Raw genomic sequence first — 15359 nt, forward strand, 5'->3', positions numbered from 1 at the left:
GTTTAAATAATTATTTAGCTTTAAATGGTACCTTATTACATTGTACTTCTACTGTTTTAGGGTACCAAGCTGGGCCGATTTGATTCACAACCACCTCAGCTAAACCATTAGTAAACGATTTATACGTATGAACGCTTTGCCACTCCCCTTGTGGGCAATGTGTTGTTAAATCTAACGGCTCTGATCCCTCGTACAACGCAAGTGCAAAATTATGATGCCACCGTGAGCTTTTTAGTGCTTTATTGCTTACTTTGCTCTGCATACCGTTATCAAAGTAAATATTTGTACACCCCGTTAAAATAATCAGTGTGCAACCGGCTGCAAATAGCTTGATTCTCATAATGTCTCCCCTAGTACTTGCTCTTGGCACCACACTTTAATGGTATGAGGCGAGTATATTCCAAGCGTAATTAAACTCAGCGCTCCATCACTAAATGTTTGTTGTGACTGCATTTGAATAACCGGTGTATCTAAGCAAACTTGTTTTACGTCTACCCGCTGCTCACCCACTAATCCCCATAAATAAAATGGGCGGCTATCTTCGTAATTAGCTTGGCTCGTTATTTTTGCTGTTGCCTGTGGCTGAATGGTTACCGCAGAACAAGCACTGAGGCTTAATGCTATCGCCCCTATAATTAATGGTTTCATACTCTTCCTTATAAACTAAATACCAGTAAGGTAACTTTATAAGAGAACATAAAATATTAGCGTAAAAAGCTGTGGGGAATATGTAGAAACGCTATGAAGTTTTATACAGTTTATTACACATAAAGGCCGCATAAATGCGGCCTTTAAAGTAGTCAACTTAAGTGGTTAGTAAATAAATAGACGTTAGAATTTAGCTAAATTATTTTTACTATCTTTGTCGACCAGCTTAATGTAAGGATCTACCCCCGCAAATAATGGCTTTTCTTTTACTTTTAGCTCAATAGTATTAGTACCAGACACTATTTGATGCTTTTGCGAGTAAATAACAAAGTCTTCAGCGAGTAGGTTTTCAGGGTCATCGCTAAATAATGCAATATCAATTAACTCATCGAGCGGCTGCTCGGTTTCTTCACCTTGTCCATCGGCATGCTGCTTAGTTGCTTCAACGCTCAGTGTTACGGTGTAAAAACCTTCGCTATCAACATCATCTGTAACCGACACTGCTTTCATTTCAAGCTCATAAAGCGTTATATATTTAAACTGATCATCAATAAAACTTTGCTCCGCTTGCGTTGCGTCTTGTTTTAAATAGCTAAGTAAATCAAGCGTAGTTGGGTATGGCGTTGACTGGTATTTAAACTCATTCAAAAACGCTTTAAGTGCGGCATTTAAGCGCTCTTCACCTAATCGGTCATACAAAGCCATCATCGCAACTGAGCCTTTATTGTAATGAAGATATTGTTGAGACTGCGTTTTATACAGCGGCATTTCTTCAAAGGCTTCGCCAGTACGGCCCATTAAGTATCTATCTAACTCGTACTTTAAAAATTTACGAAGTTTCTCGGCGCCAAAGCGTTTTTTTAGCACCATAAGTGCGCTGTATTGGGAGAGCGATTCAGAAATAACGGCACTGCCCTCTACATTAGCCCCCGATACTTGATGCCCCCACCATTGGTGTGCAACTTCATGTGCGGTTACATAGTAAGGGTAGTCAACTTTACTCTCATCTCTTAAGTCTGTAATAAAGCCCATGCTTTCTGAGTAAGGCACCGTATTAGCAAAACTTTGCGCAAACGAGCGATACTTAGGAAACTCAATAATACGTAACTGCTTATGCTGATATGCCCCAAAGGCTTGCGTGTAGTAATCTATTGAGTCTTGTACCGACTCAATCATACGGTCAACATTCCATGCATGATCTTTGTGGTAGTACACCTCAATGTTTACACCGTTGTGCTCAACCTTTTTACTTTCAAGCTCTGCCGAAAGCACAGAATAAAAGTTTAAAATAGGCGCATCCATTTTATAAACAAAAGTACGTCGTCCGTCTTTTACACTCTCACTTTTTAAATAACCAGGTGTAATAGCAAATTGTGACTCATCGGTGGTTACCGTTGCCTTATAGTTTATAAACCCATTAGCAGGCCCAAACTGATTTTGCGTATAATAGCGGCTGTCTTCTAGTTTATGTGCGCGCTCAAGTTCGGGTAAATCGTGCTTACGGCGCTCATACTTATCCGCAATTTGAAAATACTTTTGATAACCAAAATTTGGGAATAATTCTCTATTATTTACAAATGTCCCGTTGTGCACGAGTTGAGTATCAGATCCTCTATCAACAAAACCGTCGTGTTCACGAGAAACAGAAAGCTCACCTTCGCGTACTTCATTCGGCATTAGCGGTTGTTCAAACTCAAACCATACCATGCCTAAATCGGTTAAACGCTCTACTATTTTTCCGCCCGCCATTTTTACATCCCAGCTTTTAGATTGGCTAGGCTCGTTGATTAACACACGGGTTATTGGCTCGTTTGCGGTATTGGTAAACTTAATTTTAGCCACGGCATTTAAAGCACGCTTTTTAGGATAAATATCAATGTTTAAATCAACATCAGTTATTATAGGCAGTGGCAAGTCTTTGTATTGTGAAAACTCTTGCTCATACCTTACTTGTAGCGCTTCGCTATCATCACTTGTTACAAACTCGTTGATTACACGGGTGTTGTAATAAATGTTATAACCCGCGCCCACAAATACCAATAAACTTATAACGGCTGCAATCTGGCCTTTTAAAGACATGTTGTAACGTACTAAAGATAAACGAGTACGCAATGTTTGCGACGGGCCGCGATGCCATAAAGCAAACCCTACAATAGCTAAAAACACACTCAATGCCCCCCAATATAGGGTATACCAATGCGCGCCTTGTAAAAAATGTCCATAACCGTTTATATCTGAATACGGTACGCTACTGCTTTGAGAAAAATGATACATATGATGCTCAAACCCGTAAGCACCCATTACCATTTGAGCAATGTAATACAAAATAAATAAACCCATACCTATGTATTTATTAGGGCTAATTATTTGTAAAAAGAACGCCAATATAGCCATCATAATAAAAGGCAGTAATGTAAGGTAACCCAACCTAAATAAGTACTGGCCAAGCTCTAGGTTAAATTGCCCCTTAAACAGTTGCACTGCAATGGTAAACATCATGCCTACTAAATAAAGACCACAAACTGCAGTGATTAACGCAATAATTTTAGATACCCAAAACACACTGTTATGCACCGGGAAACTGTCAACAATATCACCCATACCACTGTGGCGTTCTCGCCAAACCAGCTCTGCGCTGTAATAAGCAATAATGATAAACATAAACAAAGCGGAGGAGTTTTGAATAATGCCCACCATGTTTTGTGTAAGCGGCCAATCTGTTGTGCCATACGCGCCAATAGGCGCAAAGAGTGGTGCGAGTAACATAGTAATACTGACACCCGCTAAAATCATAAAAGGGGCACTTAATATAACCTGCTTAAGTTCAAATAAGCTGCGCATTACTAATTGCGATTGCGTATTCACCCCTTTTGACTTGTAATTTTTAGCGCTGCTAATAAGTGCTGCTTGTTTATTTTTTACAAACGTTGAGACAGCAAATTGCTTTTTCTGTTTTTTACTTACTACGCGATTACCTAACTTTCCGAGGCCAAAAAACATCGCTAAACTTATTGCTACCCATAAAATACGGTTAATTAAAAAATCGCCCGAGAGCGTTAACACTTCGGTATTTTTATCACTTACAGTCCAGTAACGGGTTAAGTCAATTAACGAACCGAGGCCGAATGGATCTGCGTAAACAACAATATTCCTAAACGCTAAATCATCAAAATAGATACTCGCCAATTGGTAGGTTATATAAATCACTACGGCCGTTACATATACCGCCATCATGGTTTTAAAATAGACCGCCACACTATTAAAAATAGCACTAAGTACCAGTAAGCTGGGTATTGCTAAATATAAAAAAGGCGCTGCGTAATATATAAACTTATTAGGGCCTACTAGCTCACTATCAAGCCAGCCAACCAACAAGCCAAATTGAGATCCCAAAAACACGCCTAATGGCACAGTTAAAAAAACAACTAGCACAACCAAGTAAGCACCAAAAAAACGTCCTGATTGATAAGCAAGAGGGTTAACGGGCTTACTAAAAACCAGCTCATCCATTTTGCTTTCACTGTTGCGAATAGCAGAGCTGGCAACAAAGTTAACCACTAAAAACATAGCGAGTGTACAAAATGTAACGGTTAAAAGCATAATAGAGAAAGGCGAGTTCATATGAACATTCGCCCCACCTAACGGGAACTTACTACTAGAGCTTATAAAAAACGCCATAAAAAAGAAGATTAATGAGGTCACATAAAACGAAGGCTGGCGCACAAAATAGCGCAGCTCAAACGCGAGCATATTAAAAAACATAACGCCTCCTTATGCTACTTGGCTGTTACGATGATTAAGCAGAGTAGAAAAATACACATCTTCTAAATTTGCATTACTTGCTTCAAACCCTTGTGGGGCTTGCTCTGCTATTACATGTAAAATTGTTTTCCCTGCAAATAGGCGCTTAGAAATAACCGGTAATTGCGGCTCAAGTTCTTGCGCTTCTTCTTGGCTCATGGCTTTGCGCCAAATTTGTCCTTGGAGCTTATCGGTAAGCGCTATTGGGTTACCTTCTAGTAAAATCTTACCGCCAGCCAACACCGCCATATTTGGGCAAAGCTCTGCTACATCTTCAACAATGTGAGTCGATAATATAACTACTTTTTGCTCGCCTAAGCTTACTAACAAGTTATGAAAACGATTACGTTCCTCTGGATCTAGCCCCGCTGTTGGCTCATCAACTATTAGTAAATCAGGGTCACCCAGTAATGCCTGTGCAATACCAAAACGCTGGCGCATACCGCCCGAAAAGCCACTGACCGCTTTTGAGCGATGTTGATATAAATTAGTGTGCGCAAGTAATCCTTCAACCGACTCTTTACGCTCTGCTTTATTATGAATCCCCTTTAAAACAGCCATATGGTCCAGTAAGTCGTAAGCACTAACACGTGGATACACACCAAAGTCTTGCGGGAGGTAACCTAAACGTTGGCGCAGAGCCTGTGGGTCTTTAAATACATCAATACCATCAAAAGTAATTGAACCTGAATCAGCCGACTGCAGTGTTGCAATGGTACGCATTAGCGATGACTTACCTGCGCCATTTGGCCCAAGCAATCCAAACATCCCTTTACCGATAGATAAATCAACACCTTGTAGTGCATGTACGCCGTTATCGTAGGTTTTAGATAACCCAGTTATTGATAGCATTTTTACTTCCTTGAATATGAGTAATTATTTTTATAATGTTTTATACCACAAGGAAAATAGGAACATAAGTTACTTGATGGTTAAATTTGTAACAACAAATAAACATAATTTAAACTCATAACACTTGCCTGCACTGTATTCACTCGGTATAAAAACCACATATACTTTTTATAAGAAGCGAAAAGCCATGCAAGATCACCAAAGCCAACCATTAAACGACTTTATAGAATACCCACACGACGAAATGCTAAATCGCGCTAACGAGTTTTTACAAACCAGCCAACGCCGCCATAGCATTCGCAGCTTTAGCGATCGCCCAGTACCAAAAAATATTATTGAAGCATGTATAAAAGCAGCTGGTACAGCACCTAGTGGTGCAAATCATCAGCCTTGGCATTTTGTGGCTATAAACAGTAGCGATGTAAAAAAACAAATAAGAGAAGCCGCCGAAAAATTAGAGCGTTCTTTTTACGAAGGACGAGCAGGTGAAGAATGGTTAGATGCACTAAAACCGTTAGGTACCGATGCTAATAAGCCTTATTTAGAACATGCACCTTGGCTTATAGCTGTATTTAGTCAAAAAAAGGGCGGCGTAAGCACCGATGATAAAAATACGAATTATTATGTGCATGAGTCTGTTGGCTTAGCTACCGGCTTTTTAATTCAAGCTTTGCACCGCAGTGGTTTGGCAACCCTTACTCATACTCCAAAACCAATGAGTTTTTTAACCGACATATGTGGACGCGATAGAGATAACGAACGCCCGTATATGCTACTTATTGCAGGCTACCCAAGTGATGATGCAACAATACCTGCTCATGCACTGGATAAAAAATCACTCGATGAAATAGCTACGTTTATTTAGTATCTTCTTGTCGGCAAAACCACTGATATAGCAAAGCAATGATCGACTCAACTTTTGGATCGGTCAATGAGTAATAAATAGTGTGCCCTTCTCTGCGAGTAGCAACCATATCTGCCTTGCGTAAACTTGCTAAATGCTGAGATAACGCTGACTGTGCTAAAGGTACATTTTTATTTAGCTCACCTACACTTTGCTCACCTTGTAATAAACTACATAAAATCATTAAGCGATTTTTGTTAGCCATTAATTTTAAAAACTGTTCGGCTTGCTCTGCGTTGACAGCTAGTTGTTCAATATTCATTTTATTATTTCTCTTTTTGATACCTTTTTAAGTATAGACTTTTACATTAGTAAGTTCTAATATAATTAACATTAGGTTTTACTAATATTAAGATGACCATGAAACTAGCGATGCCATTTTATTAATCGGCGGAAGTGCTGTAGCAGTATCCGCACTATTAAGTTACTTTATATAAAGTAACTTTCAGTTTTTAACGTTATTTATAAGTATTAACTCAATTCAACCTACTTATACCAAGTAGCACCTATTAATGTCTTTTTTAAGAAAAAGAGGATTTACAAACTAATGCTTACATCAATCCCTGACTTACTAAAAATTATCACACCTAACCAACGCCGTATTGACGCAGCGCAAGCAAAACTCGAGCTTGAACAAAATAAAGGTTTACTTATTGATGTGCGAGAACCTGCAGAGCACGCGACAAAATCGGCTGCCGGCGCTATAAATATTCCGCGTGGATTACTCGAGATGAAACTAATGGAAATAGAAAAAGACGCAGCTCGCCCTATTTACGTGCACTGCGCAAGTGGTGCACGCGCAACGTTGGGAGCAGAAGCATTAACGCGTGTGGGTTATGAAAACGTAACCGTTATTACCTGTGACGCAAACCAAATATGTAGCGTATTTTAAGTATCTACTAAGTACTTATAATTATGCGCCTAACAAAGGTAGGTGTTTAACGCTGTGATAAGTCAGTGCTAATTTAATACACTCTTTAACTGGGTGTTCTGGTAATGGCTTTTCACTATTTAACACTATTGCTCTATTTCCTTCAAAGGTAAGATTATGAGAGTACAACTCTCTAAATGTGCTTACTAGCTTTGATTGGCAATGAAAAAACAAATAACACGATGAGCCCTTTAAGCCTACGCGAATGGGGCTGCCATTTATTGTGTTATAACTTGGCTCTCCCCACTTTAAAAACTCTTCAACAGCTCCTAAGTTTTGCTCTTGTGCTACGGTATAAATTAGCTCTCGTAATTGTATAAGCGTACTTTTAGCTGCCTCAGGATGATTATTAAATATATTTTTTATATCCGTATTCATAAAAACATCCTTATAAGTATTACAAGTTTAAAACAGGTTACTTTTGCTGCCTTTCATCAACTAAAACAAGTAGCATCTGCTCAATATTTTTAACACTATAAGTAAGTGCTCTCAGTAGCTCTTTCTCACTTTGCTCTGTTGCCTGCTGCGACGTTTTACCTTGATTAGCCAATACATCTTTTTGCTCAAGTATCGCCTCTCTAAACTCACTCGCATTAACTACACCAAGCAAAGACACTAAAGCGCCACTTCCTGACTGCCCTGCCGTTTCAAAGCTTAAACGATATAACCCAAAAAGGCGCATTAGTGGGCCTTGGCTTAACCCTACATCTGTTATTTTTTCAAGCGGAATCGATTTTTCTTCTTTAAATAATATGCCACGTTTAACAACTAGTTTTTGTGGTAATAAGTCAGCCGACATAGCTGCGAGTATTCGTCCGCCCACCAGCCATACAATCGCTAAAACAATAGGTAACAACGGAATAGTCACCAGCGCTAGTACACTAAAAAAAGCGGCCATTAGCATCCAGTATTGCTGCACTTTCGGGTCGAAAGATGCACTTTTTAAAATATGTTTTGTCATTGTTTTAATCCTTTATCTATATAACTAAAAATACACTCTGCAAGCTTCAATAACCTCTACTCAATCTTACAAACTAATAACGACTTTTATAGCAAGGGCAATAAACACAACACCCAGTATTTTATCAAGCCACGGGTTCTGCTTAGTAAAACCAAAGCGATTTTTTGAAACCTCAGTAAGTACTGCAACTAGTAAATACCAACCTGTATCAATTACAAACACGGTTAAGCACATAATAATGCCAATGCTTAAAGTGAGATTTTGCGGGTCTATAAACTGCGAGAACAAGGCTAAAAAGAAAATAGCGAGCTTGGGGTTCAAAAAGGCAATGGCAAAACCATCTTGTAATGCTTTAGCTGCACTTACCTCACTTTTTTGTACTTCAAGTTCGTCATTACTTGGTTTTGCTAGCAATATTTTTATACCTAAATACGCCAAATAGGCCGCACCTAAGTAAACTAGTATTTGATAAACAGTTGGAAACTGCGTCATTAAAGCGCCTAACCCTAATAACGATGCACCGGCATACAAGCCAACGCCAGTACCATGACTGAGCGCGGCAAGCATACCGTTTTTCATACTACCGTTAAGTGAGTGCTTTAAAACCACCGCTAAACTTGGTCCTGGCGACATTGCGCCCATCATACAAATAGCCGCTAGGCTTAACCATACTGTAAATGTCATTTAAAGCTCGTCAGTTTCAATAAGTAATGTATAACCGTGCACTTGCCCATAAAAACCTGCCAAGGGCACTGCGTTTATTACTTTCCAGCCATCTTGGTTTAATTCCTGTATGCGGTCATTCAGTGCGACTATATCTACCCCACCCAAAAAACGGGTCTTTCTAAATTCGATTACTTTTTGCATTTTAATCCTTGTGTATCTTATAAAGTGTATTCAAAATCGTAGTGGTGAATCCCTTGCTCAATTCGTATTTTCATACTGCCAGTTAACCCTTTTAGCTCATAGGTGCCTGAATCAGGAATAACATTTAAAATAAGACTGTCTTGTCCTTTATCCATAGTGCCAAAGTGTTGCAGTACAAAACTGCCCTGCTTACCTTCAAGCTCACCTATCACTTGCTCTATTGCCACGTAACCCGCACTGCCTTGGGTTGGCGTCATTGCGCTAAGCATCTCGCCTTGGCTTGTAGCATTTAAGTCACCTTTAAATGTTTTATCGATCGACATACGTCCTAAGTTAATACCTTGCTGCCCTTTGGCATAACCTTCAATAGGCGCTAAAGCCACTGTAAATTCACCGCTTATTATTTTTGTTGTCATAACAATTCCTTATTGATGATATTTAATACTATTGATTTTTAATCCGATGATGCCATATCTATACCTTAACCTTTAAAAAGAATCCACTATGTCAAAAAACACCTCTGCATCCGAAAAAGCAGCTTTTAGCAGCTTATTACCTGTTTTTGCTTTTATAAAACCTTACAAATGGATGGTAGTAGCTGCGCTAGCCGCGCTATTGGTCACTGCGGGTGTTAACTTATCACTAGGTCAGGGGGTTAAGTTTGTTATTGATCATGGGTTTATTGCAGGCTCCAAAGATCAATTACAACAAGCTGTACTGGTACTCATTGGCTTAATCAGCTTATTAGCGATCGGTACCTTTAGCCGTTTTTATTTAATGTCGTGGATTGGCGAACGGGTAAGTAACGATATTAGAAAAGCAGTGTTTAATCGCATTGTAACGCTACACCCTAGCTACTTTGAAGAAAACCGCAGTGGCGAACTTATGTCGCGTTTAACCACCGACACCACATTACTGCAATCAATTATCGGCTCATCATTTTCTATGGCACTGCGCAGTGTACTTATGTTGATTGGTGGCTTAGCTATGCTGTTGTTTACTAATTTAAAACTTACTTTAGTGGTTGTAGCCTGTGTACCGCTGGTACTTGTTCCTATGATGATATTTGGTCGCAAGGTACGTAAACTAGCAAGCTCTAGCCAAGATGCCATTGCCGACATAAGTACCTATGCCGGAGAAATCATACAAAATATTAAAGTAGTGCAAAGCTATAGCCACGAAGCACAAGAGCAGCACGCTTTTGCACTTGAAACCGAAAAAGCCTTTAATGTGGCTAAAAGCCGCATTAAACAACGCTCGTTTTTAATTGCAGCGGTAATATTTTTAACTTTTAGCGCTATTAGCGCAATGCTATGGGTAGGTGGCAGCGACGTATTAGCAGGTACCATGACTGGAGGTGAGCTAGGAGCCTTTGTGTTTTACGCTATTATGGTGGCAATGTCGGTGGCAACCGTTGCTGAAGTATATGGCGAACTACAACGCGCAGCAGGCGCAGCTGCAAGATTACTTGAGTTACTTGCTGTTAAAAGTGAGATAGAAAACCCACTAAATCCACAAGATAGTAACTTACTAAAAAATAGTAACAGCCCTGCTATTACGCTTGAGAATATAAGCTTTAACTATCCCTCTCGCCCAGACGTAAGCGCGCTTAATAAAATAAGCCTAAATATAAATCAAGGCCAAACCGTGGCAATTGTTGGCCCTTCTGGCGCAGGTAAAACAACGTTATTTGAATTGCTACAACGTTTTTACGATCCGGCTAGCGGAGCTATTAAGTTTAAAGATGTAAACATTAAAGATTTATCGCTTAATACTCTGCGTAATAAAATGGGCATGGTAGCGCAAAACCCTATTTTATTTAGCTCCGACGTAATGCATAACATCCGCTACGGCAACCCAAGTGCAACCGATGAGCAAGTATATGCCGCAGCAAAGTATGCGCATGCCGATGAATTTATCAAACAGTTACCGCAAGGTTATAACAGCTTTTTAGGTGAGCAGGGTGTGAGGTTATCGGGTGGGCAAAAGCAGCGTATTGTGCTTGCACGTGCCATATTAAAAGACCCTGAAATACTTCTTCTGGATGAAGCCACCAGCGCGCTGGATGCGCAAAGCGAACACCATGTACAAGCTGCACTTGAGCATTTAATGCAAAACAGAACAACGTTAATTATTGCCCATAGGCTGGCAACGGTAAAACATGCAGATGTAATTGTAGTAATGGAAAATGGGGAAATCATAGCAACGGGTACTCACCAAGAGTTGTTAGCAAGTAACCCGTTGTATCAAAAACTGTGTGAATTACAGTTCAATAAAGACTAATTATTCTTCGGTATTTGGCACTATCTGAATTTCTACGCGACGGTTTTGAGCACGGCCATTTGCACTATCATTAGTTGCAATTGGGCGTGTTTCGCCATAGCCCATAGTGCTAACACGTGTAGCCATAATTTGTTGGTTCACTAAGTAGTCTTTCACACTTTGTGCGCGTTCACGCGATAGGTTCATGTTGAAGCTATCTTTACCCGTACTGTCAGTATGCCCTTGCACACTAAGGTAGGTTTTTTCGTACTTGTTCATTACTTTAGCAATCGCATCTAACGTATCGTTAAAGCCTGATGAAATATAAGACTGAGCAGTCGCAAACGTAATGTTTGATGGCATTACTAAACGTAAGTTATCGCCTTCACGCACTACTTCAACACCTGAACCCGCTAACTCATCACGAAATGCTTCTTCTTGCTTATCCATGTAGTCGCCAACAGCAGCGCCCGCCAGTGCACCAATAGCTGCACCAATAAAAATACGTTTATCTTTATGATTTCCCGTAGCCTTACCTAATACACCTCCGGCTGCGGCGCCTATAGCGGCTCCTTTACCTGTGTTATTCATTTCACAACCAGAAAGTAATACAGCTATTACGGTTACGCTTAAAAGTGATTTAGTTAAAGTCATGGTGATACCCTATTCATTAAGAATTTAGCAAGAGTATGCAAATACATGTATGAACAAACTATGAAGAGAGTGTTAAAAGCAACGCATCTTGCTTGATTGTTAAACAGACCTCAAACTAATGTGCCATTTTAATAAAAATGTCATACTACGCTGTGACAATTTAATGAATTTTACAAAGGATATTGGCGCAATGTTAATTGCTATTTTTAGACAGTTTTTTTTACTAGGGTGTATGAGCTTTGGCGGCCCTGCTGCGCATTTAGGTTATTTTAAACGCCACTTTGTAGACTCGTTAAATTGGTTAACTAACACGCGTTACGCACAACTTATTAGTTTAAGCCAAGCACTGCCTGGGCCAGGCTCTAGCCAAGTTAGTTTTGCTATTGGTGTTGAGCGTGCTGGAGTACTGGGTGGTATAGCTGCTTTTGTAGGTTTTACTCTGCCTTCGTTTTTAATAATGGTGCTACTTGCGGTGAGTGCTCATCAGTTTGACGCTGTTTACTTTGCCATTATTGCAGGCTTAAAGTTATTTGCCGTTGTTATAGTTGCTGATGCAACACTTAGTATGGCTAAAAGCTTTTGTACAAGTGCTGCGCTTAAGTTACTTGCGGTAATGAGTACACTTGCTTTGGTGTTATTTCCAATGATGGGAACTCAAATCGCTATTTTAATAACCGCTGCAACAGTAGGTGCTATATGGCCTTTATTAAAACTGGGTACAGCCACAGAAAATGTTGGCAGTACAAAAAGTAATATTAATTGGATTGCACTGGGATTATTTGCGCTCTTACTTGGTGTTAGCTTTATTCCACTAGGGCATGAGTTTGCTTTGTTTGCCCCTTTTTACCAAGCAGGTGCAATGGTTTTTGGTGGCGGACACGTAGTACTGCCGGTACTTCAAGCTGGTGTGCCAGCATTGAGTGATGATCAGTTTTTAAGTGCTTACGCGAGTGCACAAGCAGTGCCTGGGCCTATGTTTACTATTGCTACTTACTTAGGCGCACAACTTACTACAGAACAACCATTAGTGGGTGCTCTTATAGCTACACTGCTTATATTTATGCCTGGTTTTTTACTTATACTCGCGTTTCAAAAGAGCTGGATTAACTTGGCAAGTAAGCCACGTTTTGCAAGCTCAATAGCGGCGCTTAATGCCGCGGTAGTAGGTTTTTTAGCGGCTGCACTGTATTCGCCAATTTGGACATCAGCGGTGCATAACCTTTGGCAAGTTGCGTTAGTAATAATTACATTTGCATGGCTGCGATTTAAAAAGCCACCTATTTGGTGGCTCTTAGCTTTATTTATTGCTGTGGGTCTTTTACAACACTATTTGCCATCACTCTAAATGTTGGCTTATCTGTTTGTTGCTCGTTAGGTGGGCTTAATTGTCCACTTACACTTTGATATGCTCTAAGCCCAAACACGGGTAATACCGCAAGCAAATGGTCCATTATTTCGGCTTGTAAATGCTCGTACGAAATCCAGCGTTTGTCTTCACTAAAGCAATAAAACTCAATAGGTAAACCATGGTTTAGTGGTTGTAGCTCTCGTACCATTAACGTAAGCGACGTATTAATTTTACTGTGCTGTTTTAAATAGCCTTCAGCATAGCGACGAAATAGCCCTAAATTAGAAACCTGAGCAGGTAATGTCGTCACTCGAATATAGTCGTGCAGCGGAATAGCCGCATCAATTTGTTTTCTAAACTCATCACCCACTAAACAAATACTGTGCATATCAATATTGAGTGAGCGTTTAATACGTCTACCGCCCGACTCTTGCATCCCGCGCCAGTTTTTAAATGAACCCGCTACCAGCATATAAGTTGGAATAGTTGTTATGGTGTTATCCCAGTTACGTACCTTTACAGTGTTTAAACCCAAATCAATTACTTCGCCATCGGCGCCGTAATTTTCTACTTGAATCCAATCACCATAGGTTACTAGGCGATTTGCTGCTATTTGAATACTGGCTACAAAGCCTAAAATAGTGTCTTTAAATACTAATAACGTAACAGCAGCAATAGCACCAAAGCCAGAGAGAATATAAGTAGGTGACTTCTCAAGAAAAATGCTCACAATTAAAATTGCACACACAATAAAGGTTATTAGCTTAACAACCTGAATTAAGCCCTGAATAGGGACCTCGCGGGCAAACTCTAACTGGTTATAAATAGTACCCGCAATGCTCACAATACTGCTAAAAATAAAACCAGCATAAATAATAAGCAAAGCTTGTCCTATCGTTTTTAGTATTTCTCCTGCAATTTCATTAACTGGGTATACGCTATCAAACGTAGCTAAAAACAATACGCAGCACAGCATTCCGGCAATACGTTTATTTAGCTTATTAAGCATAGGAGAAAGCGCACCAATTCGCTCAGGAGAAAGCCTCGTCACTATTTTTTGAATGCCAGGTAACATTAATCTACGAGTAAATAAGTAAACAATTAATAAAGAAAATATCCCTATTGAGACTGCGGTAATTGAGCTAAGAAAATCCGCGTCGGGTACTTTTTCAAACCAAGGAGCAATTAATTCCTGAAGATGGGTGTTGGTCATAGTGTTTCAATTTCCTTACTGATTTGTGGTTCAGGTAAATCTTGTTGAGCATAAATGTCGGCAAGCTGCTGATCTTTAGCAACCCATAGCTCATTCACATAATGTTGAAAATTAACTTTAAATACGTCATCGCTTTGATAGCTGCCCTGCATATTGTCATTAATAGGCGTTACGTCTATTGAAACATAAATAGAATCTAGCTCACCTTTTAGCAAGTTACGACAAACGTGATCTGTCTTACCGCTATATACTAAACTTGTATTAAGCATGGCATCAAATTGATCGGCTAATACTTCAAGCGCAAAAGCAATGCCACCCGCTTTGGGCTTTAATAAATGCTTAAAAGGACTTTGTTGCAGATTATGTTTGGCTGGCGTATAGCGTGTACCTTCAACAAAATTAATGATGGTAGTAGGATGATGACGAAAATTACGACAGCTACGCTTTGTGCGCTCTACATCCAACCCTTTCAACTTTGGATTTTTAGCTAGTTGCGCTTTGCTTACCCGCTTCATAAACGGCATACCCATAGCCCACGCACCAGTGCCAATAAAAGGCATGTATTTTAACCCATCTTTTAAAAAGAACTTAGGGGCAGGCAATGCATGTAATGAGCTAAGTACAGTTATATCTAACCAACTCGCGTGGTTACAAATAAGTAAATACCAACTTTTTGAGTTTAAGTCGCCACTTATATCAACCACAATATTAGGGCAACCTAACCAAAGCCCTAAACGGTTGCCGTTACACCAACCTCGGTAAGCGCTGTGTAATATAGAGTTAACCACAGGCAAAGGCAGTAATAACTTAATAAGGCCCAGTACAAATACTAGCGAGCCAAAAAGTATCATGTTAGAAAACAATACGCAGCCTACAATTAAGCCGTTAAGCCAATTTGGTAACCACTTTTTTAGCATA

At 39.8% G+C, this 15359-nt stretch carries 17 protein-coding genes; 4 read left to right on the forward strand and 13 right to left on the reverse strand.

The annotated features are described in order from the left end of the window. Positions 1-10 precede the first annotated feature (10 nt). From CXF64_RS01065 to CXF64_RS01080, 4 genes are all read right to left on the reverse strand, one after another. On the reverse strand, positions 11-340 hold the full coding sequence (locus CXF64_RS01065) for a Bor/Iss family lipoprotein (protein WP_101216075.1): 330 nt from the start codon (positions 338-340) through the stop codon (positions 11-13). After that, positions 337-648: a Bor family protein gene (locus tag CXF64_RS01070; RefSeq protein WP_101216076.1), complete on the reverse strand. Its 312-nt coding sequence runs from the start codon at positions 646-648 to the stop codon at positions 337-339. Before CXF64_RS01070 ends, CXF64_RS01065 begins: the two co-directional genes overlap by 4 nt. A gap of 183 nt (positions 649-831) precedes the next feature. Beyond that, complete coding sequence (locus CXF64_RS01075) at positions 832-4410, reverse strand: ABC transporter permease/M1 family aminopeptidase (protein ID WP_101216077.1); 3579 nt, start codon at positions 4408-4410, stop codon at positions 832-834. A gap of 9 nt (positions 4411-4419) precedes the next feature. After that, on the reverse strand, positions 4420-5301 hold the full coding sequence (locus CXF64_RS01080; RefSeq protein ID WP_007584623.1) for an ABC transporter ATP-binding protein: 882 nt from the start codon (positions 5299-5301) through the stop codon (positions 4420-4422). 187 nt (positions 5302-5488) lie between these two features. Between CXF64_RS01080 and CXF64_RS01085 the strand changes: the two genes are divergently transcribed. Then, entirely contained in the window at positions 5489-6166 is a 678-nt protein-coding gene (locus CXF64_RS01085) for a nitroreductase family protein (protein WP_024608087.1), read from the forward strand. Here CXF64_RS01085 and CXF64_RS01090 read toward each other — a convergent pair. Then, on the reverse strand, positions 6159-6467 hold the full coding sequence (locus CXF64_RS01090) for an ArsR/SmtB family transcription factor (protein ID WP_101216078.1): 309 nt from the start codon (positions 6465-6467) through the stop codon (positions 6159-6161). The two genes, CXF64_RS01085 and CXF64_RS01090, sit on opposite strands and share 8 nt — an antisense overlap. 285 nt (positions 6468-6752) lie before the next feature. Here CXF64_RS01090 and CXF64_RS01095 point away from each other — a divergent pair, with 285 nt between their 5' ends. Continuing rightward, a complete protein-coding gene (locus tag CXF64_RS01095) occupies positions 6753-7097 on the forward strand; it encodes a rhodanese-like domain-containing protein (protein ID WP_024591370.1) in 345 nt (114 codons plus the stop codon). A gap of 21 nt (positions 7098-7118) precedes the next feature. Here the strand turns inward: CXF64_RS01095 and CXF64_RS01100 are convergent, their stop codons facing one another. From CXF64_RS01100 to CXF64_RS01120, 5 genes are all read right to left on the reverse strand, one after another. After that, complete coding sequence (locus CXF64_RS01100) at positions 7119-7514, reverse strand: DUF1801 domain-containing protein (RefSeq protein WP_101216079.1); 396 nt, start codon at positions 7512-7514, stop codon at positions 7119-7121. 37 nt (positions 7515-7551) lie between these two features. Continuing rightward, on the reverse strand, positions 7552-8097 hold the full coding sequence (locus tag CXF64_RS01105) for a PH domain-containing protein (protein ID WP_101216080.1): 546 nt from the start codon (positions 8095-8097) through the stop codon (positions 7552-7554). Positions 8098-8163: 66 nt separating this feature from the next. Then, complete coding sequence (locus tag CXF64_RS01110; RefSeq protein WP_101216081.1) at positions 8164-8781, reverse strand: LysE family translocator; 618 nt, start codon at positions 8779-8781, stop codon at positions 8164-8166. Continuing rightward, a complete protein-coding gene (locus CXF64_RS01115; RefSeq protein WP_024604488.1) occupies positions 8782-8964 on the reverse strand; it encodes a hypothetical protein in 183 nt (60 codons plus the stop codon). 17 nt (positions 8965-8981) lie between these two features. After that, positions 8982-9380, reverse strand: coding sequence for a DUF3224 domain-containing protein (locus CXF64_RS01120; protein ID WP_101216082.1), 399 nt, complete (start codon positions 9378-9380; stop codon positions 8982-8984). Positions 9381-9468: 88 nt separating this feature from the next. Here CXF64_RS01120 and CXF64_RS01125 point away from each other — a divergent pair, with 88 nt between their 5' ends. Next, positions 9469-11247, forward strand: a complete 1779-nt coding sequence (locus tag CXF64_RS01125; protein WP_101216083.1) for an ABC transporter transmembrane domain-containing protein — start codon at positions 9469-9471, stop codon at positions 11245-11247. Here the strand turns inward: CXF64_RS01125 and CXF64_RS01130 are convergent, their stop codons facing one another. Further along, positions 11248-11880, reverse strand: a complete 633-nt coding sequence (locus tag CXF64_RS01130; protein WP_101216084.1) for an OmpA family protein — start codon at positions 11878-11880, stop codon at positions 11248-11250. 190 nt (positions 11881-12070) lie between these two features. Here CXF64_RS01130 and chrA point away from each other — a divergent pair, with 190 nt between their 5' ends. Beyond that, positions 12071-13225 (forward strand): chromate efflux transporter, encoded by a 1155-nt coding sequence (gene chrA, locus CXF64_RS01135; protein WP_101216085.1) that lies wholly within the window; start codon positions 12071-12073, stop codon positions 13223-13225. Here chrA and CXF64_RS01140 read toward each other — a convergent pair. Both CXF64_RS01140 and CXF64_RS01145 read right to left on the reverse strand, forming a co-directional pair. Further along, entirely contained in the window at positions 13182-14441 is a 1260-nt protein-coding gene (locus CXF64_RS01140) for a mechanosensitive ion channel family protein (RefSeq protein ID WP_101163384.1), read from the reverse strand. The two genes, chrA and CXF64_RS01140, sit on opposite strands and share 44 nt — an antisense overlap. After that, positions 14438-15358, reverse strand: coding sequence for an acetyltransferase (locus CXF64_RS01145; protein ID WP_024591377.1), 921 nt, complete (start codon positions 15356-15358; stop codon positions 14438-14440). The genes CXF64_RS01140 and CXF64_RS01145 overlap by 4 nt, the downstream gene beginning before the upstream one ends. Position 15359: the final 1 nt, after the last annotated feature.

This window comes from Pseudoalteromonas sp. GutCa3 (genome assembly GCF_002836155.1).
Lineage (GTDB): Bacteria > Pseudomonadota > Gammaproteobacteria > Enterobacterales > Alteromonadaceae > Pseudoalteromonas > Pseudoalteromonas arctica.